Annotated in this window: 23 protein-coding genes and 2 tRNA genes; 7 read left to right on the top strand and 18 right to left on the bottom strand. The window is 65.3% G+C overall.

The genetic code is table 11. From position 1 onward, the window contains the following. The first annotated feature begins 28 nt into the window (after positions 1-28). Both ACZBH1_RS02640 and ACZBH1_RS02635 read left to right on the top strand, forming a co-directional pair. Positions 29-3,040: an AAA family ATPase gene (locus ACZBH1_RS02640; protein WP_463645408.1), complete on the top strand. Its 3,012-nt coding sequence runs from the start codon at positions 29-31 to the stop codon at positions 3,038-3,040. A 51-nt stretch (positions 3,041-3,091) separates the two neighbouring features. After that, positions 3,092-3,643 (top strand): uracil-DNA glycosylase family protein, encoded by a 552-nt coding sequence (locus tag ACZBH1_RS02635; RefSeq protein ID WP_463645407.1) that lies wholly within the window; start codon positions 3,092-3,094, stop codon positions 3,641-3,643. A 67-nt stretch (positions 3,644-3,710) separates the two neighbouring features. Here ACZBH1_RS02635 and ACZBH1_RS02630 read toward each other — a convergent pair whose 3' ends face one another. From ACZBH1_RS02630 to ACZBH1_RS02575, 12 genes are all read right to left on the bottom strand, one after another. Beyond that, positions 3,711-5,510: an alpha/beta hydrolase family protein gene (locus tag ACZBH1_RS02630; protein ID WP_463645406.1), complete on the bottom strand. Its 1,800-nt coding sequence runs from the start codon at positions 5,508-5,510 to the stop codon at positions 3,711-3,713. Between the two features lie 226 nt (positions 5,511-5,736). Then, positions 5,737-6,189 carry a single-stranded DNA-binding protein gene (locus tag ACZBH1_RS02625; RefSeq protein WP_463645405.1) on the bottom strand — a complete coding sequence of 151 codons (453 nt, stop codon included), beginning with the start codon at positions 6,187-6,189 and terminating at the stop codon, positions 5,737-5,739. Between the two features lie 34 nt (positions 6,190-6,223). Continuing rightward, positions 6,224-6,706, bottom strand: a complete 483-nt coding sequence (locus ACZBH1_RS02620; protein ID WP_463645404.1) for a hypothetical protein — start codon at positions 6,704-6,706, stop codon at positions 6,224-6,226. Further along, positions 6,703-6,993 carry a hypothetical protein gene (locus tag ACZBH1_RS02615; RefSeq protein ID WP_463645403.1) on the bottom strand — a complete coding sequence of 97 codons (291 nt, stop codon included), beginning with the start codon at positions 6,991-6,993 and terminating at the stop codon, positions 6,703-6,705. The genes ACZBH1_RS02620 and ACZBH1_RS02615 overlap by 4 nt, the downstream gene beginning before the upstream one ends. A 104-nt stretch (positions 6,994-7,097) precedes the next feature. Next, a complete protein-coding gene (locus ACZBH1_RS02610; RefSeq protein WP_463645402.1) occupies positions 7,098-8,909 on the bottom strand; it encodes a type IV secretory system conjugative DNA transfer family protein in 1,812 nt (603 codons plus the stop codon). Between the two features lie 17 nt (positions 8,910-8,926). Then, positions 8,927-9,631, bottom strand: a complete 705-nt coding sequence (locus ACZBH1_RS02605; RefSeq protein ID WP_463645401.1) for a MinD/ParA family ATP-binding protein — start codon at positions 9,629-9,631, stop codon at positions 8,927-8,929. A gap of 588 nt (positions 9,632-10,219) precedes the next feature. Beyond that, positions 10,220-11,398, bottom strand: a complete 1,179-nt coding sequence (locus tag ACZBH1_RS02600) for a putative type IV secretion/conjugal transfer ATPase (protein ID WP_463645400.1) — start codon at positions 11,396-11,398, stop codon at positions 10,220-10,222. Positions 11,399-11,826: 428 nt separating this feature from the next. Further along, positions 11,827-13,320 carry an SCO6880 family protein gene (locus ACZBH1_RS02595; RefSeq protein ID WP_463645399.1) on the bottom strand — a complete coding sequence of 498 codons (1,494 nt, stop codon included), beginning with the start codon at positions 13,318-13,320 and terminating at the stop codon, positions 11,827-11,829. Next, positions 13,317-14,774: a hypothetical protein gene (locus ACZBH1_RS02590; protein ID WP_463645398.1), complete on the bottom strand. Its 1,458-nt coding sequence runs from the start codon at positions 14,772-14,774 to the stop codon at positions 13,317-13,319. Before ACZBH1_RS02590 ends, ACZBH1_RS02595 begins: the two co-directional genes overlap by 4 nt. Beyond that, positions 14,774-15,070, bottom strand: coding sequence for a hypothetical protein (locus ACZBH1_RS02585; RefSeq protein ID WP_378902774.1), 297 nt, complete (start codon positions 15,068-15,070; stop codon positions 14,774-14,776). The genes ACZBH1_RS02590 and ACZBH1_RS02585 overlap by 1 nt, the downstream gene beginning before the upstream one ends. 21 nt (positions 15,071-15,091) lie before the next feature. Beyond that, complete coding sequence (locus ACZBH1_RS02580; protein WP_463645397.1) at positions 15,092-15,691, bottom strand: M23 family metallopeptidase; 600 nt, start codon at positions 15,689-15,691, stop codon at positions 15,092-15,094. 13 nt (positions 15,692-15,704) lie between these two features. Beyond that, positions 15,705-16,439: a hypothetical protein gene (locus ACZBH1_RS02575; RefSeq protein WP_463645396.1), complete on the bottom strand. Its 735-nt coding sequence runs from the start codon at positions 16,437-16,439 to the stop codon at positions 15,705-15,707. A 383-nt stretch (positions 16,440-16,822) separates the two neighbouring features. Here ACZBH1_RS02575 and ACZBH1_RS02570 point away from each other — a divergent pair, with 383 nt between their 5' ends. Beyond that, positions 16,823-17,146 (top strand): helix-turn-helix domain-containing protein, encoded by a 324-nt coding sequence (locus tag ACZBH1_RS02570; RefSeq protein ID WP_442574880.1) that lies wholly within the window; start codon positions 16,823-16,825, stop codon positions 17,144-17,146. A gap of 58 nt (positions 17,147-17,204) precedes the next feature. After that, on the top strand, positions 17,205-17,696 hold the full coding sequence (locus ACZBH1_RS02565; RefSeq protein ID WP_463645395.1) for a hypothetical protein: 492 nt from the start codon (positions 17,205-17,207) through the stop codon (positions 17,694-17,696). Positions 17,697-17,743: 47 nt separating this feature from the next. Here ACZBH1_RS02565 and ACZBH1_RS02560 read toward each other — a convergent pair. Continuing rightward, positions 17,744-17,815 (bottom strand) — tRNA-Arg (locus tag ACZBH1_RS02560). Between the two features lie 13 nt (positions 17,816-17,828). Next, positions 17,829-18,209, bottom strand: coding sequence for a helix-turn-helix domain-containing protein (locus tag ACZBH1_RS02555; protein WP_463645394.1), 381 nt, complete (start codon positions 18,207-18,209; stop codon positions 17,829-17,831). A gap of 427 nt (positions 18,210-18,636) precedes the next feature. On the opposite strand from ACZBH1_RS02555, the gene ACZBH1_RS02550 reads away from it, so the two are divergent. From ACZBH1_RS02550 to ACZBH1_RS02540, 3 genes are all read left to right on the top strand, one after another. Continuing rightward, complete coding sequence (locus ACZBH1_RS02550) at positions 18,637-19,815, top strand: IS3 family transposase (RefSeq protein WP_463645393.1); 1,179 nt, start codon at positions 18,637-18,639, stop codon at positions 19,813-19,815. A 339-nt stretch (positions 19,816-20,154) separates the two neighbouring features. Further along, positions 20,155-21,585: a hypothetical protein gene (locus ACZBH1_RS02545; RefSeq protein ID WP_463645392.1), complete on the top strand. Its 1,431-nt coding sequence runs from the start codon at positions 20,155-20,157 to the stop codon at positions 21,583-21,585. 317 nt (positions 21,586-21,902) lie between these two features. Continuing rightward, positions 21,903-23,084, top strand: a complete 1,182-nt coding sequence (locus ACZBH1_RS02540; RefSeq protein WP_463645391.1) for a site-specific integrase — start codon at positions 21,903-21,905, stop codon at positions 23,082-23,084. A 49-nt stretch (positions 23,085-23,133) separates the two neighbouring features. Here the strand turns inward: ACZBH1_RS02540 and ACZBH1_RS02535 are convergent. The 4 genes from ACZBH1_RS02535 to ACZBH1_RS02520 form a co-directional block, all read right to left on the bottom strand. Further along, a tRNA-Met gene (locus tag ACZBH1_RS02535) sits at positions 23,134-23,206 on the bottom strand. Positions 23,207-23,328: 122 nt separating this feature from the next. Continuing rightward, the gene (locus tag ACZBH1_RS02530; RefSeq protein ID WP_378884263.1) at positions 23,329-23,865 is read right to left on the bottom strand and encodes a hypothetical protein; all 537 of its coding nucleotides are present in this window, start codon (positions 23,863-23,865) and stop codon (positions 23,329-23,331) included. Next, positions 23,862-24,269: a DUF4383 domain-containing protein gene (locus ACZBH1_RS02525; protein WP_336398227.1), complete on the bottom strand. Its 408-nt coding sequence runs from the start codon at positions 24,267-24,269 to the stop codon at positions 23,862-23,864. Before ACZBH1_RS02525 ends, ACZBH1_RS02530 begins: the two co-directional genes overlap by 4 nt. A 152-nt stretch (positions 24,270-24,421) precedes the next feature. Beyond that, the gene (locus ACZBH1_RS02520) at positions 24,422-25,222 is read right to left on the bottom strand and encodes a hypothetical protein (RefSeq protein WP_463645390.1); all 801 of its coding nucleotides are present in this window, start codon (positions 25,220-25,222) and stop codon (positions 24,422-24,424) included. Between the last annotated feature and the right edge of the window lie 98 nt (positions 25,223-25,320).

Here is a 25,320-nt window from a genome sequence, read left to right as displayed (position 1 = left end):
TTAAGCATTTGGGTTCTACTCTTGACCCATGCGCGGAGGCCTGGAGCGCTGGAAGAGGGGTGTCGGATCGCAAGGGGTTCGACAAGCACTCGCGTACGCTTTCGAGGGGTCGTGCGACTCTCACCTCCGCAAAGCGGCCGGCGTCGAGGCGCTTGCCACCTACGGCGATGCCGACCCCGCCGGGGTCACTCGATTCACCGTCGAGGCCGGCGTCATCACCACCGACGCCCTCGATGAGCAGCAACTTCGGCGCTGGGTTGACGGCCGCGATTCGGCGACGGATGAGCGTCGAGGCCGAGACCTCACCTCGCCCGACGCCGACCTGATCCTCGACGGCACGATCAACGCTCCGAAGTCATATAGCATCGCGGCGATGATCGAGCCCGATCTCGCTCGAGAGTTCGAAGCCTTGCAAGATCGGTTGCGCGATCGCATCATCAAGACCTGGCAGATCGAGCTGAATGCGCGTCGCGGAGCTGGCGGCAGGATCCGTGAATCTCTTCACCGCATCGAGGTCGTCGAACTTCAGCATCGGCGATCGCGGGCACTCGACCCGCACATCCATCGGCACCTGTGGCTGAACGTCAAGGTGCTGGGCGAGGACCGCAAGTGGTCGAACGTCGACTCCCGCGTCGCGATGAAGATGCAGACGGTCATCAACGCCGAGGGCGAGCTCGCATTGCGGACCGATCCGCAGTGGGTCAGCGCGCTCGCGCACCGCGGCTTCACGCTCAACGCTGACGGCGAGATCTCCGAACTCGCGCACGCGGTGCGCCCGCTCTCGCGGCGATCGACGCAGATCGAGGCCAACCGGGCAGCCCTTCTAGCTGCGTGGCGCGGCGAGCATCCGGGACTCGAGCCGAGCCCCGACGAACTGCACCGGGTCGACAGGCTGGCTTGGGCGAAGGCGCGCCCGAACAAGCCCGGCGACATCGATGAAGCGACGTGGGAGCGGCTCATCGCCGACGAACTGGTCGCGATCGACGACACGATCATGCGTGTGCGAGACGAGATCTCGCTGAGGTCCACATCGGTTGACGAATTGGACCTGGGCCTGCTTGCCGCTCAGGCGGTGGTCGAGGCCGATGCCCGGTCAGCGAGCTGCGGCGGGCGCTTCAGCCTGTTCGACATCCGGGCCGGCTCGACGCGGGCGGTCGCGGCATCCGGAGTCGTTGCTGCACGTAAGGATCTGCAAGCGGTCATCGACGACGTCATCGACCGTGCGCTCGAACAGACGGTCGACCTGCTCGAAGGGGAGGCGGAGCGCCCCGCGCACATCAAGGGATACATGGCCTCAGTCACCGCTGCGGCCAAGGTCGACCTTGCCGCCCGTTTCGACGCGCTCACCCAGGCCGGCGTCCGTGTCGAAGACGAAGAGATCGCGGATGCCTCATCCACAGTCCTGACCGATGGCATTGAGCTTGAGGATCGACAGGTTGAAGCGGTAGCAGCGATCGCTGGCACGGATCGTTTGGTGTCGGTGACTGGGCCGGCGGGCGCGGGGAAGACGACGATGCTGCGTGTGGCGAAAGCTGGGCTAGCGCGCAGTGGACGCCGCATGATTGTGGTTGCGCCCACCAAGAAGGGCGCGTCGGTTGCAGGTCGCGAGATTGGTACATCCGCCTCGAGCCTGCACGCGCTTCTCGGCGATCACGGGTTCCGATGGGAACGCGACGCCGCCGGCGCCGAGGTCTGGACGCGCCTTGGCGTAGGAGAGATCGACCCCGCAACCGGGATCGTCTACGCGGGGCCGCACCGATATCCGCTCCGGGCGGCGGATCGGATCGTGGTCGACGAGGCCGGAATGGTCGACCTTCATGCGGCCATCGCGCTCGCTACGATTGCTGCCGAGTCCGGTGCTGGGGTCGCGATGGTCGGCGACCACCTCCAAGCTCGACCGGTCGGGCACTCCGGCGCGATGGCGACGATGACCCGCCGCGCGACGGCTGTAGTCGAGTTGACCGCGGTGCACCGCTTCACCGATCCGGAGTACGCGGCGCTCACGCTTCGCATGCGGGAGCCGGCATCTAAGGATGCTGCGCTCGCCGTTGCCAGCGAGCTTGCCGGTCGCGGTCAGGTGCACCGCGTGTCCGACCATGTTCAGGCACGCGACCTGATGGTGGAGTCGTACTTCCGCTGGGCTGCCGGGCGCCGACGGGTCGCGCTGGTGACGAGCACCAACGAGGAGGCGGGGGCGATCAACGAAGCGATCCAGCAGCGTCGGGTTGATCGTGGTGAACTCGAGTTGGCCCGTATCGCAGTCGGTCAAGGCGAGCAGCGGCTGCTCGAGGGCGACGTAGTTCAGACGAGGCGGAACGACCGCGCGACCGGGGTCGAGAACCGAGGGCTGTGGATTGTCCGTCGGATCAATTCAGCAGGAGTTGAACTGGCGAGTGTCAACGACTCCGTTGACGTCCGCGTGGTCAGCCACGAGTACGCAGCGGACCACGTCCACCTCGCATACGCATCGACTGTGCACGGTATTCAGGGTGAGACCACGGATGCCTCGATCGTTGGTCCCGGAGTGGATGCCTCCGGCCTCTACGTCGGGATGACCAGAGGTCGTGCACACAACGAGGCAATCGCGATTGCGCGAACGGATACCGCGGCCACGCATCAGATCGCGGACAGCATGATGCGCGGCATCCCGGAGGTCAGCATCGACGACTCGGTGCGTGCAGCACAGAGCGAACTCGCGAGGGCTGCGCGGCCGCAGGAAGATGGCACAGGCGCCGAGCTGCTCGAGCTGAATGAGTGGCTCCGCGATGCCAAGCTCACGTTGCTCGATCTCGACAGTCGGCTTGCTGGCACCGAGGCGAACGCGCACGGCCGGGCTGGCGACGGATCTGCCGCAGAGGAGCTGCTTGGGAACCGGAACGCCCAGGTTGCTCGGTATGAGTCGGAGATGCGGCGGTACAAGACCCTCCTGATCCACCAGCGAGAGCCGCGTCGTGTCGACAGCGGACGTCACAGTCGTATGGATGCTGCGGCGCCGGTCATCGCACCCCAAGCGTCGGACGGGATCGGGCGGGGCAGATGAGGATTTACGCGGCAACCGTCTGGTGTCGTCGGCGGCTGATAATGATTGACGATGACTAATCTGACGGGCTACCAAGCCCGCGAGGACTGGATGGGCACGGAGGTGCTCACGCTCGCCGACGTCTGGCCCACGACACCCCGAGCGATGATCGTTGGACTGAATCCTGCGCCATCAAGCGTCGCAGCGGGTCATTACTACCAAGGGCAGGTCGGCCAAGGGCAGCTGCGCAAGCTCGGTGCAGCGGGGCTATTCGCTCTCCCGAACGGTAGGTACTTCGAGGACGCGGCCTTGGCTTCTGGCGTCGGCTTTACAGACATCGTCAAGCGCCCCAGTCGCGGCGAGGGTGATGTCGGTGCCGACGAGATCCGCTACGGGAGCGAAGCGCTCGCCGAGAAACTGCGGGCGCGTGGCGTCGAGTTGATCGTTTGCGTCTTCCGGCATCCGGTGAAAGTGCTGCTCGGCAGCGAAGGTGCGCCGGGGATGCAGAAAAAGCAGACCTCGTGGGGCGCAAGAGTCTTTCGGATGCCTGGACCGTTCGACAAGCGCGAGAACGTCGAGCGGGTGATGGCGGAGCTGACGCCCCACCTTGAGCTCGCTCAATAGGCTCTGCGACGACTCTTCTCGGGAGTCGGAGCGCGAAGTTGCGACGTAGGCGCACGGTGTGTGGAGGTCAGGCAGATGGCTGCGTCGGTTCTCCAGGCTCCAGTCCGTGTTCTCGCATGTAAGCGATCGCGCGGACAACCGCATCGAGCTTGCGCTTCAGGTCCTTGAGCGTCGGCGAGGACTCGTCCGAGAATTCGTCGAGTCGCTCATGTTCACGTCTCAGCGCGATCTCGGTCTCGGTGAGTGTGATCCAGATCGTGGGATCCTGCTCGAGGGCTTGACGCTGTCGGAGGATGACGACGGTTAGTTGCCGAGCGATGACAGCCTCCACCGCTTCGGCCGGAGTACCTGAGCTGGCCAACCCGAAGGCGATCCCACCGCCACCGGCAGTTACGAGCGTGCCGGCCGTAAGCAGACCGCCGATCATTCCACCGGGGCCGAACGCCGCGAGCGCGCTTGTAATTGCCGCGGCGCCGACAAGCCCGGCGCCTGCTGCGAGAGCGAGCCCTCCTGTCGCGACGACGATCGCGATCGCGCCCGCGCCGATCGCGCCCATCTTGAGTAGGTTGAAGGCGCCGCCGGCCTTCAGCGCGTCTTGCGCGACTTTCGACGAGGTCAAGACGTTGGAACCGAAGTGGCTGGTCAGCCCCATCTCGGTCGAAAGCTGTAGCAGCGCTTCCTTCGCTACGTTCTTCGGAACTGCGATGTCGAAGGGGCGGATGACGTTTTCTCCGGGGATGACAGACAACGGCACGACCGCCTCCTCTCTGGACAAGAACGTGAGGATCGTGGGGGTGGGGAGCTTCGCCTCTGGGTCGGAGAGATCAAACGCAAGGCGCGCGATCGCGGACGGGATTGGACGCCCAGCGCGCGCGTTCTGTTCGCGGATGGTGTCGACGGCGGCCGCCTGTACCTGTCGCAGTGCACCGGTATATCGATCCTGCACATCGCCCTTCAGTCGGTCGCGGATGAGATGCGCGTATCGCAGGCCCAGCAGGGTGAACGTCTCGGCTGTATTCAACGGGATGTCGAAACCAGGCTCCACGGTCGCCAGCTCTTTGGACTGCGAGCCGAAGAGCGCGAACCCGATCGCTTCGACCACCGGCGGGGACGAGACGTAATCGACCGCGTAGTGCGATGCGAGGCCCACAGCCTTCGTGTGGATCTTGAAGTCGAGGAGCCAGGGAACGGCTGCCGAAGCACCGCGACGAGCGGCGACCGGGTCCTGTGGATTCCAGAAATTCACCCACCAGGACAGGTTTGTCGGGGGTTCGGCGAGCACATCGCGCAGCTTGTCGACGTCGAAGCTGGTGCTTGCCAGTGGGCTTCCGATCGTCACCATGCCTACGACTTCAAGGCCGACGGGGAGTCGGCGGACGAGGTCAGCGGCGATTACAGAGCCGAGGCTATGGCCGACAATCACGACCCGACCTTCGGGCGGCAGCAGTTTGAGCACGCGGTCCAACACATAGGCGCGAATCTCGGGATTCGTTGCGTAGTTGCGCGCCTGCGCAAGAGGCGGGGTGCCCAACGCGAAATCGGCGATGATCTGGGCCCCAGGAATCCCCGGACCCGGGTCGTGTCGTCCGATGCGGAACTCGACTGCGCCGATCCGGCGCTCGAAGTCCCGTCGGTTCTGGCGCGCTTCCTCTCGGGGCGGGCGGCTGATCGTGATTCCGGGGATCTTGCGATTCTCCGGATCAACGCCGTTGAGCCCGTGCGGGTACTTAGGAGCGATGACCACGACGTCGTCGAGCTGCGGAAACCGAGCGCGAGCGAGCGACTCGTTCAGCACCACCTTCCACGCGTCGTTCTGATCGCCGTTGCCGACCCCGTGCAAAAACAGCAAGATTGATTGGTCTGCCACGCGATCCCCTCTTGATGCCGCACGCGGAATGAGTCCCAGCCAAGCGCAACACCGCGCTACATCGCATCACGATACTTGCTTGTGTCGGGTAGCTATTTCTGCTCTGCGGACTGCTCCTCGATGGCCAAAGCCGAGGGGCGTCGCTGGACGGACACCTCGGCTACGTCGAGCCGAAGAGCGGCCCAGGAGTACGATGACTCCCACGCCGCTCTCCTGTTCCGATGGATCAGCGGACAACCCCGGCGCCGGTGGACGAGACCGGCTCGGCTACTGGCCCCGTGGCGGATCGATCCGCAGCGGGGCCGCTAGCTTTTGGGGCGCGGTCGACCTGGACTGTCGCGAACTTCAGCGACGCACCGATGCTGTCGGCGACGATGTCGCGGGTCTCGCGGGTGTTGCCGGTCTCCTTGTCGGTGTAGGTACCGAAGCGGAGGTCGCCGGCGACGATCACGTTGTCGCCCTTGCGGAGCGACGTGGCGACGTTGCGGGACTGCTGGTTGAACACGACGACGCGGTGGAATACCGTGCCGACGTCCTCCCAGCGGTTCGTCGTCTCGTTGAGACGGCGGTCGTTGACGGCGACGGTGAAGCGGGCGTACTCGTTGCCCGACTCGCCTGCGCCGTGCTCGGGGTCACCGGTGAGGTTGCCCTCGATTGTGACGGGGATTCTCGTGGTCATCCTTCTACCTTCCGTTCCGAGACGCCGGGGCGCCTCACTCGGCGTGAGCCTGGTTGGCCCACGCGTCCCATTCCTGCTCGTCGACCGCATTCATCCACGAGCGGGGCTTGTACGGGCTGTGACCACGCGAGCATCCACCTGCGTAGGCGTTCCTGAGACGCGGCATCGCCAGGCTGAGGCGCTCGTGCCAGCCGATCGGCCCGAATCCGGCATCCGATGAGTCGAATGCGACGCCGTGTGAGATGTGCAGTGCCGATAGCTCCTCGACGAGGTCGCCGTGCTTGAACCAGCACACCGGCACGATCGACTCCGAGATCTGGTATCGGACGGTGAACCACTCCACCCAATCGCGCAACGAATCCCATGCCGCCCGAGCGTCAGAATCGGGCAGCTTCCGCCAGTTGACGATGCGGGCGCCGATCGGCTCCGATGAGCCCGACCGGATGTCGGGATGGAAGTCAGTCATCTCCTGAGCCATCAGGTCATCGAGGTCTGGCGGGTCGTCGTAGTCGGTCATGACGCAGTCCCGTTGAGCGCCTGGAGCTTGCGGCGGAGTGCTCTGAGAGCGATCTCGGATGCTGCACGACGGGTGCGATGGCGCGACAGCACGGCGTCGCGATCGATGAGTCGATGCAGAAGTTCGTGGCAGTAGGGATGCATCGGCACGAGGTCGGCGTGACGCTCGCGTGCGACCCAGCGGCCGTCGTCGGTCTGGTGCACGCCGGTGTAGTCGAGGTGGTGTAACTCGAGTTCCCGCTTGCTCGCCGGACGACCGCAGCCGGCGCAGGCGAGGGGATGCAGCACCAGAGACTGCTCCGCGAACCACTCGTCGCGACGCGCGAACCATGCGCGGGATCGAAGAAACGCCGACCGGTAGGCCTTTGCATGTAGAGGCTTCCGTCGGTTGGTCATTCTTCACTCACCGCCTCGGCGGGCTCGGCAAAGGGCGGGGGAGCGATCGTCGCGCGACGAGCTTCCTCGAACGTGGTCTGCTGTTCGCGCTCGGTCTCGCGCTTGCCCGACTGGATCGCGCGAGCATCACGGCGCTCGTCCCAACCGGCGAGGTCGAGAAGCACGCTGCGCCTGTTGCGATAGGCGAGCAGACCGGCGCTGGGCGGGAGCCGGCGGATCTCGTCGACCGACATCAGCGGGCGACGCTCATGGTGCTCGCTGGTCGAGTATCCGGCATCCCGAGTCGACCAGGAGCGCTGCTCACGTCGCGTTTCACGCATACCGAGGAGCGACTCGACGTCGCGCAGGTGGTCGACGTGGCTCGCTCCGCCAAGAAGTACCTTCGCGGTCGCAGCGGCCCAGATTGTGTCCGCCTCAGCACGAGACCATGACGTCTCAGCCTGCGACAATGCCTGCAGCACGATGAAGGTGCAGATCCCGCGGCCGCCGCCGTCTGCCATGATTCGCGGCAGGCTGCCCCAGCGGAACATGTTCGCGATCTCGTCGAGGATGAGCCCGAGCGGGTGGGCGAGGCGTGCACCAGGCGAGGCGAGTGCCCGGTTGCGGGCAACCTCAACGATGTCGTCGAGCACCGCGCCGAGCCATCCACCCATCGCTGATGCGCCCGACGACGAGCCGATGAGGTACAGCGTGTTTGCGGCATCCAGGAACGCGCCGGGTACCAGCTCGATGTCACCGGGCCGGGGCGAGAGCGCGTCACGTATCTGTGGGACCGCGAGCGGTGCGACCGCACCGCTGACTCCGAACCAGATCGACGACACGAGCTTCTCGTCCCCGGCGATTGTCGCACCTAGGCTGTCGCCCCAGCCGGGCGCACCGTCGGCCTTGAGGATGTTGACGGCGTCGCGGGTCTGCGCCGGGCTCGTTCCCCAGTCGTAGAGCTCGGCGATCGACTTGCCGCCCACGGCGGCCGCGTGGAGAAGTCGACCCAGTACGACGCCCGCTGCCTGTGCCCACTCGCCGTTCGTGCTCGAGGCGCCGAGCGCGGTGCCGGTGATGATCGCGTTGCCGCGCTGCATCGCGACCATCGGGTCTTCGCAGCCTGCGATTGGGGAGATACGAAGTGGATGCCTCGCGCCCGACAACCTCTGAGGATCGAACACGTGAACATCGCCGCGCGTCTGCCGCATCCGCATCGTCGCAGTGAGGTTGTCGTTCGTCGTCGAGGTGGTGATGAGTGGTCCCGACCAGTCGACGATTGCGGAGATCAATACCCTGTACCCCTTGCCGGAGCGGGGTGGACCTTCGAGCGCGACGGAGTCTTCGATCGAGACGTACACGTCCTGCCCGCGCGACTTCCCGACGCGCCATCCCACGTCGGTCGGGGTGGGCTTGGTGAGGTCGGGGCGAAGATGCTTCGCTCGGCGGAGGACGGCCTTCGCGGAGAGATGATCGCGGACTTCGGTCGACGTGGCGAAACCTGGGCGAGCTCGCAGATCGGCGAGGAATCCGCGGTCCGATTCGCGGTACCTCCGCAGGGCAACGAGCCCCCATGCCACGAGCGCGCCGACAACGACGATCACCGCGATGTCTACGACACGGATCCAGATGACCGGCATCACGCATCCCGCAGGCGACGAGTACGCCGACGGATCGCCGGTGATCGCGAGCGCGAGTCCCGCGAAGAGGTGCTCCGGCGTCGGGCGGGCGCCGCACACCAGTTGCGTGAGCGCTTCCGCCAGGAAGCCGAATGCAAGCGAGAGAACCACTGCCACCGCAACGAGGACGGCGATGGTCTTTCCGAGCATGCCCTGACTCATCGTACTCACAACCCTTCGGCTGTCGCCGCCGCTGCGGCGAACCACGCATCGCAAGTGCGTCGTCGGAGGGCGTCGAAGCGCAGCTGGCCCGCTTTGAGTGCAGGATCGAACGGGATGACGTGAACCGCTCGGACGTGGCCGGCGAAGCCATCCGCGATCCGGCGAGCCTCGGCCGGCGCGGACTCGGACTGCGTGACGATCACAACCGCCCGCTGTGCGAGGACGCCCGACCGCTCGTCGCGTCCACGCAACGCGTCAAGCAGCAGCGCGGCCGATTCAGCCGACTCCGGTGTCGCAAGCGTCGGGATGACGAGTTGGTACGAGTTGTCGACCATGCGCAGCCAGCGCTCGGCCGATTCGTCGTTGCCGGAGTCGAAGATGACGAGCCGGTAGAACCGGGCGGCGACCTGCATCAGAAGGTCAAACTCCGCTGCCGCGATCCGCTGATCGGTGGCGAGCAACTCCGGGTTCGAGCGCAGCACGTCATACCGATCTGTGGCTTGGTGGTGCACGAACCGCGTGATGTCGGAGACCCCCGCCCCGAGCGTCAGTAGACGAGATGCCTCGGGCAGCAGGTCGCGGAGTGTGGTGTCGTACACCCCTTGCTCGGTGCGCCAACCGAGCGTGCCTCGAGTGTCGTTGTTGTCCCACGCGAGCACGTTCCCGCCGCCCTCGCGCGCGTAGACGGCGGAGAGCATCGCGGTGGTCATCGTCTTGCCGACACCCACCCTTGCCGTTCGCGATAGCGATGGTGCGGCATCCCGCCCACTGCCTTGAGACGACGGATGCCCACTCGGCGCGCTGACGATCCGCGGCCGACGGTCGAACCGTGATTCCGATGCGTCGCGCGACGCCGCGCCAGCCCGTCGATGCCGTGGGTGCGGTCGTCGGCGGCTCGAGGAACGACGGACGAGCGGGCGGCTCCGCAGCTTGTGCGTTCGGGGTCTCCGCTGCAGCCGGCTGCGGAGCCTGTTCGCTCACCTCCTCTCCATACGTCTGGGTGCGCCCGATGGGTCGGTCGGGCGGGTTGGATGCCGGCGCCGGCGGCTCGAGGGGCGTCACCTGCCCGTCAGGTGCGACGAGGAGTCGGTGCTTGCCGTGGTCGCCCGAGGTGATCAGCTCGAGCGGCGCACCTGAGCGGCGAGCCTCGCTGGTCGCGCGGCGGACGATTGCGTGGCGAACGTCGTCGTCGGTCTCAGCCTGGATCTCTTCGCCGTAGCCGTCGTGCGTGATGAACGTGATGTGTCGCCCAGTCACGTCGGCGTATGCGCGAGGGTGGCTGATGATCGTGCTCATGCTCACTGCTCCTCGGTGTTCTCGCGGGGGTTGGCAGTGAGCCATCCCTCTATTCCGGTGTCGGTGTCTCGTGCCTCCGGCCACAGGGCGTCGAGCGCCGCGGCGTCAATGACCGGGAGTTCGGCGTCATCGCGGTCAGCTGCGGTAACGGCGTCGTCGGTGGCGAAGAGTCGGTACTCCCACTCGGTCGACGTGGCGAAGCAGTCGACGAGGTAGGCGTACTGGCCGACGTAGGCGAGAAACTCGCCCTTGCGGAGGTGTCGAGCCATCTCGACGTGCGGCGCCGGCAGATTGAGGCGTGCTCGAAGCGCCGCTTGCTCCTGGTGGTTCACGCGGAAGATGAACTTGTTCTCGATGTCTCCGACGACGGAGTACGCGAGCGACCGCTCGAGCGAGCCCTCATCGCCCACGGCGTCGAGGTCGCCCATCTTGTGCAGGATGACGATGTTGCTGATGCCGTAGTGGCGCGAGAGTTTGAGCCATTGCTGGAACATCTGCAATGACGACAGTGAGGTCATGTCGCGCCAACCCTCTTCGCGCACCACGTAGCGCGTGCGCTGAGCTGCGCGGTCGGAGATCACGGCTTGGATCCAGGCGGTGGAGCACACCTGGGTGAGTTGCGCCGCGAGGTCGCCGCGGGCGAAGAGCTCGGAGGTGTCAGTGACCACGATCGGAGCAGCCTGGTCGAACTCGACCGTCGACTCGTCCTCGAAGAGACCCGCAAGGTCTCCTTCGACGAAGCGGCGCAGAACGAATCGCGGCTGGATCGCGCCATCAGCAGCGTGGAAGTCAGCGCTCGTGTCCCTCGCGATCGACCCAAGTTCCTCGTACACACCCCGGAGCGTTGGACGATCGGCGGTGCGATCGATGCAGCGGTCGAGCGCGTCAAGCAGCGCGGCATGCTCGACTGCGGACAGGCGCGAGCCCAACGTCATCTCGATGAGCGAGATGAGCGTATTGATCCGGCGCTGTTTGACCATTTGCTCGTGCTGCTCGTCCGTCGCGTCGGTACGGCGCGGTCCGCGGTCGAGCGGGTTGAGCCTGGTGCCCGTGCCACCGCCGAGTCGGATCACGCGACCGCCCGGGATGGCCTCGGCGACGGCAACCCACTCACCTTTCGGATCGGACGGCACGACGACCTGGTGCCCGAACGCGATGGACCGAGTGACGAGGGTCTTCACGGTCGCGGACTTGCCGCCTCGGTATGCACCGAGCACGAGGATGTTCGTCGAGAACGTACCGCGCTCGGACTCGTCGACGTAGGTCTCCCACGGGGAGAAGTGCCAAAGCGCATCGGCGTTGAGATCGACCCCGAGGATCGGCCCGCGGTGGCCGAGTCCAGAGTCGGCTACAAACGGGTAGATCCCTGCGATGTGCTGCGAGGTCGCTTGATGCGCGGGGATCCACGCCTTTGCGAGGTTCCAGTACCCGCCGTTGATGAGACCGGGACCGAACGGACCGGGGACACCGGCCTCAGGCAGGCCGCGGTCGCGACGCGACGTGCGCGCCGGCGTCTGGTCCTGGCGGGCTCGGTTGATCTCCCGCTGCATGTCGTGCCTCTCACGCCGCGTGAGTTCGACGGGAGTGAAGGATGCCGCGTGCCGCACCATCACTTCATCCCCATCCCGATCGGCAGCGCGTTGACCATCAGCGCCTCGGCCTGCTGGCAGTAAAGGATCTGCGCCTCCATGCCCGCGCGGGAGAGCGCGTTGCGCATGCCGGCGATCGCCTGATCGAGGCGTTCCTCATCAGGTGCGGTGACCGTGAGATAAGCGCCGTACTGGAACTCGCCGTGGCCTCGAGCGATCTCCTGCTCGCGCTGTTCGAGAGCACGCCAGTCCGCAGCATCCGCCGCCGACCCGTCTGCACCGCGCTTCGCGCGGAGGGACTCGTTGCCGCGCCACACCTTCTTTTCGTCGCGGATGCGCTTCAGCGCCTTCGACACGGGCACCGGAGTCAAGACGATCGAGAAGATATGCGTGATCGCTTCACCGGTATGCGGATGCCGCGCGAACACGACTGGCGACAGGAATCCAACGGGCGAGTCCGATCGCGGCCACTCGTGAATCCACATGGTGGTGTGCACACCGGAGTCGGTCATAACGATGCCATTGCGACCCTTCGGCTCCTCGAGGTACATCGGACCGATCGCAGCCGGATCCACACCCGTGACTTTCTCAGGCCGGTTCTGCACGATGGGTGCGAACTCGGGGTCGAACGACAGCCGACCCAAGGCGGCGACGTCGCGCGGCGAGAGCCAGCGGCGCACCGTGATCTTCGCGGACGTCAGGGCGTCGGCGAGGTTGCCAGCCTCGATCTGCGCGAGGGTGACGATCGCTTCCTTGCCCCCGCCGAGCGCCTTCAGTTGCGACCCGAGCGAGACAAGATCGAGGGTCAGCACGATGTAGTTCCGGTGAGCGACCTCGAAACGCTCCGAGCGATCCATGACGTCCTGGTAGTTGTGCGCGACGGGGGAGTCGGGGTTCAGTCTGCGGAGGCGCTGCACCTTCTCGTAGTGCTCGCGAGCTGCGCGGATCGTCGTGGGCAGTGTGCGCTCCTGTAGCGTGACCCGCTTGACTCCTGGTCGCTGTGTGAACGGCCCCAGCACCCGGTCGAACTGCTCGGCGAGATCGAAACGCTCGGGCAGGTCCTGCATGAGAAAGCCCTGCACTTCGAGCTCGGCGATCACCGACACAGAACGATCCTGCGGGTTGTACGTCGCTGCGACGTTGTTGACGTCCCAAAGCTGAATCGACGCGCGGGTGCCCGGCAGGTTGAGGGTTCCGGTCATACGCGGCCGCTCCGGGCGGAATTTCTCCGTCGTCGCGCCCGTCGAGTGGCGGAGTTGCTTCATGAACCAAAGCCCCGCCATCCGCGGGGTGGAGACGCCGTGGATGCTGGTGAGGGCAGTGACACCGAACGTCAAGTAGATCGGTGCGCCGTAGAGCAGACCGGGAGGCCCGAAGCGGTTCACGAAGATGAGCAGGACTAGAGCGGCCGCAGTGACGAACGCGAGTTGCCACGGGTCCATGCCCATGACGACGCCCTGCCGCGACCGGCGCGGCAGACGAACGGGGCGCGCGTACTCGGGAGTGCTGGTCATGATGAACTCCGATCAGGCTTGGGGTTTTGGGGAGGCTGTGGTGCTCGAGGCGCTGACGTAGAGGTGGGGGGAGTCGGGGACTCCGCTGCGCGCTGTGGTGTCGTGGTCGACGTCGTGCGCGTCTGAGCGGGCGTCGATGCACCGCGCGGAGTGGTGGACGTCGAGCGGGTTGTCGCGGGCTTCGGCGGCGGAGTGGTCGATCCCGGTCGATTACCCGCAGGGCGGATGCCCGAGGGGAGTGCGCCGAGGCGGGTAGGTATCCGCGCGGCGGAGCGAGCAGCGCCTGTGGCCATTCGTCCGCCGTGGGAGCCAAGTCGTGAACCAACCCCGTCCGCAGCGACAGCGCCCGCGAAACTGAACAGGCCGAAAAGTGCGAACGGAGCGAAAGCGACGAGGACGAGGCCGATGATCAGTGGCCACGACTGCGGATTCCAGATGGTCTTCACCGATGCGAGGCCGTTGATAATCAGCGTGACGAACCCGATCGTCAGCGGCCCGGTGAGAAGTAACACCACGACAGCCGACACGTAGCGCACGACCCACTGCGGCCCGATCCCGCGCACAGGGAACAGCATCCATGCCACCGGCCCGACCATGATCAGCGCCGCGAGCACGATGTTGCGGAACGCGAACACGAGCATGAGGAGCAGCATCCCGAGCATGAGCATGAAGTGGATGAGGAACGCGAAGAAGTAGTTCGCCTGACCGCCCGCCCACATGACCGACTGGAGTGTGGAGTAGAGGACATCGCGGCCGTCGCCGGTGAGGATGTACCACGTCATGTCGTCGACGGCGTTGAGGAGATGACCGGTGAGCCATAGGGTGATCGGCACGGCGGGGATCGCGATGAACGAGCGAACGAGGGCGCCGACGAGCCCTTCGCGGTCGCCCGAGACGACAGCGGCGGCGACCGCCCAGACCATTGCACCGAAGGTGATGATCAGGATCGCCCATTGCCAGAACGACCATTGATCGAGCGCGGCGCTCCACAGGAGGGTGGACGTGTCGAAGCGCATGTTGTCGGCGACGGAGAACATCATCCCGGTCGCAGCGAGGGCCATGCCGCGGCCGGCGTTCTCGAACGTCACGCAGACGGCATCGCCGATGCTGCAGCCGTACTTCACTTCAAGCGCGCGGCCGCCGTCAGCTTGAATCGCCCGCGCATGCCCGTCGAAGGTGGTGCAGACCGTGTTCTTCTCGCCCGCGATGTTGACGCCGATGAAGCACTGCTGCGCGGTGACGCTGTTGGGGTCCGTTGGCGTGCACGTGACCTGGTCGACCGCGCCCTGGCAATCGACGGGGTATGCGGGTGCCGACCATGGTTCGCCGCTGACAGCAGCCATCGGCATCGGGGCTGCGATATCCGTCACCGTCGCGTGCGCGGCGGTTCCTGAACCGAGCGCGAGCGCGATCCCGACGGTGAAGCCGAGGCGGAGAACTCGGACGAGGTTCATCAGAATCCGAAGTCGAAGTTCACGAACCAGGCGAAGAGACCGGATGCCGCGCCCAGCACCGCGGCAGCGATGAAGATCCAGAGGATGTTCTCACCCGCCCACGTGCGGACCCGATCGGATGCCAAACCGCGGAACGCGAGAGCGGCTCCCGCGATTATCAACATGATCAGGACGACGAGCATCGCTCCCGCCAGAATGTAGGACGCGATGACCTGGAAGCCCTGAAAGAACGGGGCCGAGAAGTCCGGCTGAATATCGGGGATATCGACATCCATCGGTGCGGCGTAGGTGTTCATGATCGTTCTCCTTCGCGGTGACTACTTCAGTGGTAGGCCGAGTGCGGCCATGAAGGGCTCGGGAGGTATCGGGTTACCTGATCTGCGGACTTCGAAATGGAGGTGGCAGCCGAAGGACTTGCCAGTGTTGCCTTCGGCGCCGATGGGTGTGCCGGCGGTGATGTCGTCGCCGACAGAGACGCGGAGCGATTCCCACTGCATGTGGCCGTACAGCGTGACCACGTCGTCGCCGTGATCGATCCGGATGGTGTTGCCGTAGCCCTGATACGAGCCGGCGGTGATGACGCGCCCTGGACCGGCGGCGAAGACCGTGGCCCCGCATCCCTGGGCCATGTCATAGCCCTGGTGATTCACCGAGCAGTAGCCGCATCCGACGACCGGGTTGTGGCCGAAGCCACGACCCTTGGAATAGCCGCCCGCGAGCGGGTGGCCCCAGTCGCCGCTGACAGCGGGCGCGGCACCGGTCGTAGTTTCGGTCGTGCCTGCGGCCGCGCCCATGATGGCGAACGGCACTGCTACGAGTGGGGTGACGAGGAACCCCGCAATGAGCAGGATGCCGATGAGCGCCCCCGCCAGGATCTTCCGACCAGTCCTCGTGTTGAGGGCTGCTGCGGCGATCACCGGGGCTCCCATGTCAGGGCTCCAAGGGCTCCGTGAAGTAGCGAACCACCTTGCAGTCGCCTGCCTGCTGATCGGAATTGGGTGTTGGCACGGATGCTGCGCCGCAGAGAACCTGCACGCTCACGCGCACCTGCTCGTCGTGCGACGTTTCGCCATCGGAGCCGTCCGAGCGAGTGAAAGTGAGCGTCACGTCGGACGTACCGATCGACATGTCACCTGACGCGTCGTCGGGTACCGGGACATACGCGATCTCGCCCGTCGTCACCGCCACGACTCGGCCATCCTCGCCAGCGAGTGAGTCCCACTCCTCCTGTGGCAGCACCACGCCTGTCCGGAGTTCGACCTGCGAGTCCTCCATCGCGGACAGCTGATCTGCTTCGGATGTGTAGCGGGTGTCGGGTGTGAACCAACTGTCGAGGTAGCCGAGCCACTCTTCGCGGGTGCTGAGGGTGGTGTCGAAGGTGGAGGCTGCTGCCAGCGCGGCGACGATGTAGGTATCGGCATCCGTGGTGATCGGCTCGGGCGTCCAGCCACGGTCGGCCACCGACTGATCGACGAACGTGTCGGCGGGCTCGCTGGACTCTGTCGGCTTGGGTGTGCTCGACGAGGTTGGCTCGCTCGGCGGAGTGGGATCTGGTTGCGCGAGGATGGCGCTTACGATGATCGCGACAATTCCGGCGATAAGGACGAGTCCGCCGATGATCGCCCACGCGATACCGCGTCGTCCTGAACTGTCGCTCATCATCATCGGTCAGCCCTCCTGATCCTTCAGGACAGCCACCGCGCACGGACGATTTTGCTCGCGCGACGGTCGCCGTGACCGCATCCTAGACACGCGATGCGCTCGCGGAAAAGGAATCGACGCAAGATTGTGGATAAGTCTGGTGTCGCTATCTGCTGTGGAGGAGTGGACGGATGCCTCCCCAAGGATCGCGGAGTTTATCTCTTGGATCTGGATTTTGTCTGTCGGCCGAACGAGGGACACCGTCGAGGGCGCATTTGCTGTGCGCAGTCTAAAAAGTACCCGACGGATGGACATCCCCACACGGTATACGAGTGTGGTGGGAAAGTAAACAACTAAATTGGATGCTTTGCTGGACTTCCCGGCGACCTCTGCGACACAATGGCGGCATGCCTCGTCTCGCGCAACCAGCGGGCTCTGAAGATGCTCAGGACCCGATCGCGCTTCTCGGCAATCTCGTCAAGGCGGCGATCCTCCGCTATCTGCGCTCAAACCCCGATGTGACGGTCGGGCCGATCTGCGACGCGCTGGATTTGGGCCCGACCACGATCCAGCCGCGGCTCAATGAGCTCGAGGCGGCTGGCCTCGTGATCGCTGACCCGCCCAGCGTTGCAGGGGAGTCTCGTAAGGGCGTCTGGGTCAAATACAGCGTGAATAACGAGGCCGTCACTGACCTCTACCTGCGTCTCGGGATGGCGATCGGAGAGTTCTGAGCTGTCGAGTGTCGGTGGCCGGGGGTATGCCTGGGGCTAGCCCGAGGAGGTGGTCGCCGTGGAGATCTGGCCCTGGGCGCTGGTTGCTGGCCTTGTCCTCGCTGCGATCGCTGCCGTGTGGTTGAAACGGCGCGCTCGCCGCGTCTATGTGATCGATCATGTTCGAGTAGAGATGCACCCCGCCTGCGTCGTAGAAGACCGCGTTGTTGAGCAGGTGTGGCGATCCGCTCTCTCGATGACGAATCTGTCACGTCGGCCGCGCGCCGTCCCCACCTTCGCCGAGCGGTCTACTGTGCGCGCCGGTCGACGTGAGTATCTTGCGAGCGTCTACTTCGATGCGGACAACCTCGAGATCAATCCGCGCGCGGTTGCGCTGGCGTGGATCGAGTATGTGCTGCCGATGGATGCGGTACCCGGTCGGGCTCGCTTGGCGCTCTTAGGAGATGGTCGACGGCCTAGGGGGTTGGCCTTTGCGGCACCTCGAGAGAACGACGTGAGGCGGTCGGTGGCCTGGCGCGGAAGGATGGATCCCGAACTCTGCCCAACCTGACCTGTGCAGCGACTCGGGTGAGGCGTACGTCGCCACTCATCTCAAGGTGCCCCCGGAGGGATTCGAACCCCCGACCCGCTCCTTAGGACGGAGTGGCTCTTCCACTGAGCTACGGAGGCCAGCGTTTCAATCTTACCTGTGAGTGTTTGCCTCGATGAATGCCGCGAGCGTCGCCCGCGAGATGTACTTGCCGGACCCTACTTGGGTGTGCTCGATGACCCCATCTTTCATCAGCGCATGCAACGTCCCGTAGGAGATGCCAAGTTCGCTCGCCGCGTCTTTCAGCTTGAGCAGCATCGGCCCCGACGCTGACAGTTGGCGCTGATCCGTGGTGCCCGGCTCAGGCTGCAATTCGACCACCTGGACGTCAGTGGCCTTCGTCTCCCACCGACCGGCGAATGCCCATGAGGTGGTCAACTCGTCCTCAACCTTCTTCGCTGCGGATTCTTCATCGGCGGCCCGAATCCACAACTCGGCCACTTCGACCTTCGTCACCATCACCTTGAACCGCATGATCCCTCCTGCGAACGAAGGCCCCGGGGTTGCCCCCAGGGCCCGAGCAGCTCCGTCCTGCGAGCATCGTACGCCCCAAATGCGCCAGTGAGCGGCATCCGTTGGCGGCCCTCTCGACCTGATGGATGTCAGGCCACTCGGTTAGGGTCGGGCATCTGAGCTCGCCGGTCGGGCAGCGAGGCCCAGTCCTCGAACTCGGGTGCGGGGCGCCGATCACCTGGGTCGCGATCTCGCGGCCGTGAGGACGCCGGGCATCGACTTCGTGCCTTACATGTCCGGTGCTTCCGCATCCAGCGCCGTCAGACCCTCATGATGGCGGTGCGCTGGTGGAGCGTGCCCCGCTTTCCCGGACACCTTGGTCTTGCCTCGGTTTCCCGGAACGATTGGTTGAGAGGATGTGGCTGCTTCCGAGAGGAGAAGTGGTCGTATGCCGAGACCGTATCCGTCCGAGTTCCGTGAGCGTGCGCTCGAGCTGGTGAGATCAGGGCGCACCGTCGTCGACGTCGCCGCGACACTCGGCATCGCGCAGTCCTGCCTTTACCGCTGGAAGCAGCAAGACCTTGTCGACCGCGGCATGAAACCCGCGTCTGGGCGTGCACCGTCGGCTGAGCTGGCTGCCGCGAATCGGCGCATCCGTGAGCTGGAGGAAGAGAACAAGATCCTCCGAAAAGCCGCCGCTGCGGTGGAGCAGGTGGTGCCCCCAAAAGACCGGTTCCGTCTCGTGGACGAACTCCACGCTGACGGAGTCCGCATCCGGAGGGCCTGCTTCGCGCTCGGTGTCTCGACGTCGGGCTACTACGAGTGGAAGTCCCGCGCACCCTCGACGCGGTCGATCCGGCACGCGTGGCTGACCGACCTGATCGGGCAGATCCACGAAGCGTCCTACGGCACCTATGGGCGGATGCGGGTGCGCGCGGAGCTACAACGCGCCCACGAGATCACAGTAGGACAGAACACTGTCGCCCTGCTGATGCGGCGATCCGGGCTGGTCGGCCTCCCATTACGGCGCCGCTCCAAGCGCGTCCCACGTCAGGTCACCGTCACCGACCTCGTTCACCGCCGCTTCCACGCCGACGGGCCAGACCGCCTCTGGGTGACCGACATCACGGAGCATCCGACGCGGGAAGGGAAGCTCTACTGCTGCGTCGTGCTCGACGTGTTCAGCCGACGCGTCGTGGGATGGGCGATCGACACCACGCAACGCGCAGAGCTCGCCACGAACGCGCTCGGAATGGCGATCGACTCCCGCCAGCCGGAACCGGGAACCATCATCCACGGGGATCACGGCACGCAATTCACCTCGTGGGCCTTCACCTCGCGCGCCCGAAATGCGGGCCTCCTGCCCTCGCTCGGGACGGTCGGGGACCCGTACGACAACGCCGTGGTCGAATCGTTCTGGGCGCGCATGCAAGTCGAACTCCTGAACCGCCGCCGATGGTCCACCAGGGTCGAACTCGCCAACGCGATCTTCGAGTACATCGAGGGCTTCCATAACCGCCGACGCCGGCACGGCTCGCTCGGCTGGGACACCCCGCTAGAGTTCGAAAACAGACACCGTCAACTAGCCACGACTCCTCAGCTTGAGTTCCGTGAAACCGGGTCATGACCAGACCGCGTTGAGTCCTCGGTCGAAAAAGTCCTCACCGTCCCAAGGCAGCGGTGTCTCGGAGAGCATGCTCATGTCCGCGCCATAGACACGCAGAACCCAACCGCGATCGACTCTGGCGACGGTAGCCGTAGTGGGTTCAGAAAGGCTCGGATCAGGGTCCACGTGTGCACGCTACGTTCTCTGGACGCCGGCAGCAATGCATTAGAGGATCCCAACCTGCTACAAGTGATGCAGATGCAAACTCCCGGCCAACAACCGACGCCTCCCACATGGGAGGCATTTCGAACGCGCGTCGAAGAAGTCGATCGGGACAGTCTGCTCGTCCAGGCTGCCTCTATGAGCGTCAAGGTCGCGAAGGCCCGGAATCCGAAGGCGTGGGCCATGAAGGGGCTCACTGCCTGGAACATCGCGGACGTCGCTCGTACCGCGTTGGCATGGGGATCACTAACTGAGTCCAAGCCAAACGCGAACGCGCTTCAGTTGCTGTGCGGGATGAATGCGGCTCTGGCTGAGGAGGACGCAGCGAATGCGCCGTCATCGGTCGAGGCGCTAAGCCGAGTGGTCGCCCGCATCATCTTCGAGCAGTTCCCGGCTCAGCGAGCCAAGCCACCCGAGATCGCCCGAACTCTTCTTCTCTTTGGCTCCTCTACTGAGTTCCCTCCGGGCTTCAAGCCTGAGGCAATGACGCCCGGCTGGTTCGAGAAAGTCCTCAACGGCCTGACCTTGGATGAGTATGTCGAGAGCGTTGCCCTACTCTCCGCCTTGGCGATGGGACATAACGGCACTCTGTCGCTGCACTGGCTCGACAGTCCCAAATTCCAGCAGATCCGCGACGTCTTCTCCTTCGACGCCGTGCGGCGCACCTTCACCGAGCACCTCGTCACCTCCGTCGACGAATTCAAGGACGCCAACTCGCGATTCCAAGATCCCCTGCCGCCGCCTTTGAAGAAGTACGCCTTCAACCCGCTCGCTGCCACTCCGTTTGTCGAGGGCGTCGCGCCCACAGCCATCGCACCGAGCTTTCAGGCCATCGCCGATAAGGCGATGCCGCCAGCGATCTATCACCTTGCGCTCCCCGTCCTCGGTGAAGGCTTTTCGCGTGACCTCGGCGCGGTGTTTCAGCATTACTCCGGTCGACAGCTGGCGCTCATCCAAGGCGCGCGAGAAGTGCTTCCCGAGGTGGCCTACGGGACCAAGACGAGTCCGCTCGACTCGTGCGACTGGTTCCTTGATCTGCCCGGCTTGACTGTGCTCATGGAGTGCAAGGCGCGTCAACCCATCGAAAGCCTCCGCGTGGGCGGGGAAGACTGGCTGAAGTCGGTCGAAGGCAGCATTGGCAAGGGAATCCGGCAACTCAACCGTTCCCATGACCACTTCGAGCAGATCGCTGCTAAGACGTCAGCGCTCGATTCGTCGAAGCCGCGCGTCGGCCTGGTCGTCACCCTCGAGCCGTTCTACCTGAACGAGATCGGGCTCCTCTGGCAGCACCTTCCTGCCCGCGATCTTCCTATCGGCGTCGTCTCGATCGAAGAGTTAGAAAGGCTCGTGCTTCTGGACGCGGACGAATTGTCGCGCTCGCTCCAGGCTGCAGCGCTGACGGCGGCCGGTCAAGGCAACGCTATGATCCTGAGCTCCGCGCTCGCTGACAGCGCCGCCACCATGAGATCGAACGCTCTGCTGGGAGCAGCCTGGGGCACGATCGGCATGCTTAAGCGCGTCGAGGTTGCGGCGCGCCGACTGCGCACTGCGGACGACCATTGCCGCTGAGTGGAGAGCGCAGACCCACCAACCTGCGCTTTTGCCCTCACATCAGTCATGGTGAGGGGTCATTCGAGGCACGTAGAAGGCCCGGCGCGTTCTCGGCGACTCCGTAAGGCTCCTGCCGGCTTTTGCGCGGAGATGGCCATCCAACCGGTCTCCTCTTTGCCTGGTCGGAGTGACAAGTGCGACCTCACCAGGTGTGACGGCGATGTCATTCCAGAGGAGTCGGCGCGAGGGTCTACCGCTCGGCCCCATGCGCACGGATATGTTGAATGACAGAATTGATCTGCAAGTGTTGGGGAAGATCTGATCTGAGGTGCGGAATGGGAAGCATCGAGCCTTACGACACCGCGTCCGGCCGTCGCTACCGGGTGCGCTACCGGCGTCCCGATCACCGGCAGGCAGCGAAGCGCGGGTTCCGCACCAAGCGTGAAGCCGAGCGCTACTTGATCTCGGTCGAGTCACAGATGCTGACGGGCGATTTCATCGATCCCGCAAGCTCACGAGTGACGGTCGGCGAGCTCGCGCCCGACTGGCTCGACGTCAAGCGGATGAAGCTGAAGCCGTCGAGCTACAAGCTGCTCGACGATGCCTGGCGCGTTTATGTGGAGCCTCGGTGGGGCTCAGTGCAGTTGGGGGCGATCGCGCACTCCGACGTGCAGAAGTGGATCACGGAGGTGAGCGCGGGGACAGCTCACACGGTCCGCCGCTATCACGCCAGGACGGCCGAACAGGGCAACCGACCGAAGAGCGCAACCGTCGTGATTCGTGCCTACGGCGTTCTTGCAGCCGTGCTCGACGTGGCAGTGAAGGACCGGCGCATCCCGCGTAATCCGGCTCGCGGTGTCGACCTGCCGCGGAAGGGCAAGAAGCGGCACGTGTACCTGAGTCACGAGGAGGTCGACTCTCTCGCCCGTGCCGCCGGCTCGGAACACGCGGCCATCGTCTTCGTGGCGGGCTACACCGGGCTGCGCTGGGGTGAACTCTCCGCGCTCCGGGTCCGCGATCTCGACCTGGAGCGTCGCCGACTATCGGTCAATGAGAACGCCGTGCGCGTCGGGTCGGATCTGCACGTCGGGTCTCCGAAAACGCACGAACTGCGTTCAGTGGGGTTCCCGAGCTTCCTGGCCGAGCCCCTCGGCGAACTCGCCAGCGGAAAGGAACCACGCGCCCTCCTCTTCGGTGATGGGGACGACCACATCCAGCGCCCACGATCCTCCGGCGCCTCGAGATCCTGGTTCATGCGAGCGCTAACCGAAGCCGGGCTGCCTCGAATGACGGTGCACGATCTGCGACACACCGCAGCATCCCTTGCCATCGCGTCCGGAGCGAACGTGAAGGCAGTCCAGCGAATGCTCGGGCACGCCTCGGCGGCCATGACGCTCGACGTCTACGCCGACCTCTTCGACGACGATGTGGACGCCGTCTCGGCCGCCCTTGACCAGGCCCGTACGACGGCGCTTGTGTCCAAACCGCGTCCACAAGCCCCAACTGACGAAGTCTGAAGGGCCGCGATCCCTTGAAAAAACTGGGATCGTGACCCTTCGAAAGTTGACGCGACGGCGGGAGTCGAACCCGCAACGCTGCCGGGTATGAACCGGAGCCCGGGACCGCCCGGATCGCCGCGATGACCCCACGCTAAACGCGATCCCCACGGATCGTCGGCGAGTGTCGGAGCGTGTCAGATGGTGACGAGATGTGACGCAACCGCTCGCGCACGCCGACAGCCGGCGGTGGCGGCATCCGTCATCAATGTCCGTCGTGCGTGACCACGGGCAGCACGGTGCCGTCGGCGCTGAGTAGCGCGGCCCCCTGGCACGCGCCCAGCGCCGGCACGACGAGAATCGTCACAACGGCCGCAGCAGCGACCATGCCCCACAGGCTCGTGCGCCGCGACGGACGACGCTGACCCCGCAGAATGCCGCACGCCACCACGACTCCGAGCGCCCCCAGCAGCGCGATCGCAAACACGCTCGCACGCCCCGGCGCGGTCGCCAGCAGACCCACCGCGACAACCACCCCCGCCGACACGCCGGCGACCGCCCCCCGCGGTGCCGGCGTGCGACCCATGGCGAGGCCGGCCGCGCCCCAGGCGAGCGCGGCCAACCCCACCACGACCGCGAGCGTCCCCAGCACTCGCGAGAGGGTGTCGGCCTGGAGTGCGACGATCGCCGCGGCCCCCAGCGCCGCGCTCACGAGGCCGAAGCCCCACGCCGCCACGGGCACCCACGACGGCGCGCGGGTGGCCGCGCGGTCCGTCGCGGATGCCTCGTGTCGCATGATCACGCCGTTGCGACTCGCGACGAGCGCTCGGCGCCCAGGCCGACACCGAGCAGCACGAGGGCGCTGGCGAGGTGCAGGAAGTGGTCGGGCGCGTTCAGCGCGAGGATGTTCGCCGGCGTGCCGACGAGGAAGAAGCCGACCACACCGAGCAGCAGGTAGGCCGCGCCGATGATCGTGTTCACGAGCTTCGCGGGGCGCACTCCGCGCAGGCCGGCGATGAACAGCGCCGCGCCGATCAGCAGGTGGGCGACGTTGTGCAGCGGGTTCACTTCGAAGATGCCCAGGAGCAGCCCGCCTTCGGTGGCGACGAAGCCGACACCTCCCGTGAACGCGAACCCGAGCAGGCCCACGAGAAGGTAGACGGCGCCGAAGACCGTGGCGACGATGCGATTCGGTGAAGAGCCCATGGTGAGACCTCTCTCTTGTCAACGGCGATCTGCCGTGCTGTGAGAGGTCTTCGGCGCGAGCTCGGAATCGGATGGGATGCCGCCCGGCGAAAGCGAATAGAGCGAGAGGATGGCGAGCGCGTCAGGTCGCTGCAGAGTAGTAGTCCGCCGAGTCAGGGAGCTTTCGCCCCTTGCTCGATCTTCTTCACCTGCTCGATATAGAACTCCTGACCCACGGGAGCCAGTTGCGCGACCAGTTCGCCCAGTTGCCGTTGCACTAGCCGTAGTCTCTCGCTCGTCGCCGCAGTGGGAAGGTCTCGAGAGATGAACTCAAACCACGTCGCGAACGTCTGCTCGTATCTGTCAAAGAACGTTGCGAAGCCGATGTAGCCCGCATGCCCGTCAGTGCCTCGCATCAATTCTGCGATCGCTCGTTGTTCCTCCCGCCAGACCATAAGCTTCGCTGAGTCATAACGGTCGCTCGCGAATGTTCGGCCAATATCGCGAAGCGTTGCGGCGACCGGCTGCGTGTCCGTATCCGTCAGTAGCTTTCCCAAATCGGCGCGGTCGTATAGGGATTCGACGACGCACCAGTACCTGGCAAACCGGTAGAGCGTGCCGCGAACCGCGACGTCGCGGCGCGACGGTTCGGAGCTCGGAAGATATGCGAGGAATGAGTTGTTGCGGATGTTGTCGATGCGGTGTGCCAGATCGACTGCCGCTAGCAGGAGCGGTTCGCGAACTCGATCCAACTCCGCCTTCGCCGTCAGCGCACGCTCTTCGACTCGCACTTGTCTCGCGAGTTCGCCTTTGTAGTCTTCGAGTTCGCGCGTGAGGTCGGCCTGCTTCCTAACCAGTTCTTGTTGGACTTCATTGGACTCTTGCGCTTGCCGACGACCGGAGAGCCACGCGAGGATCGCAACGGCGAGAGATGCGAGTGCGGCGACCAGGGCGGCCGAGAGCTGTGGATCCATGGCCAAATCAAAGTCAGCAACGGGGGACCGGTCAAGTGGCGCGCAATTGCGCACCCTCGGAATCGGATGGGTTTGAGCGGCCGCTCGCCTGACGCCTC

It is taken from the genome of Microbacterium sp. ZXT2-5 (assembly GCF_055329545.1).
Note: the sequence above shows the minus strand (reverse complement) of the source record. Positions and strands in the feature narration are given on the sequence as shown.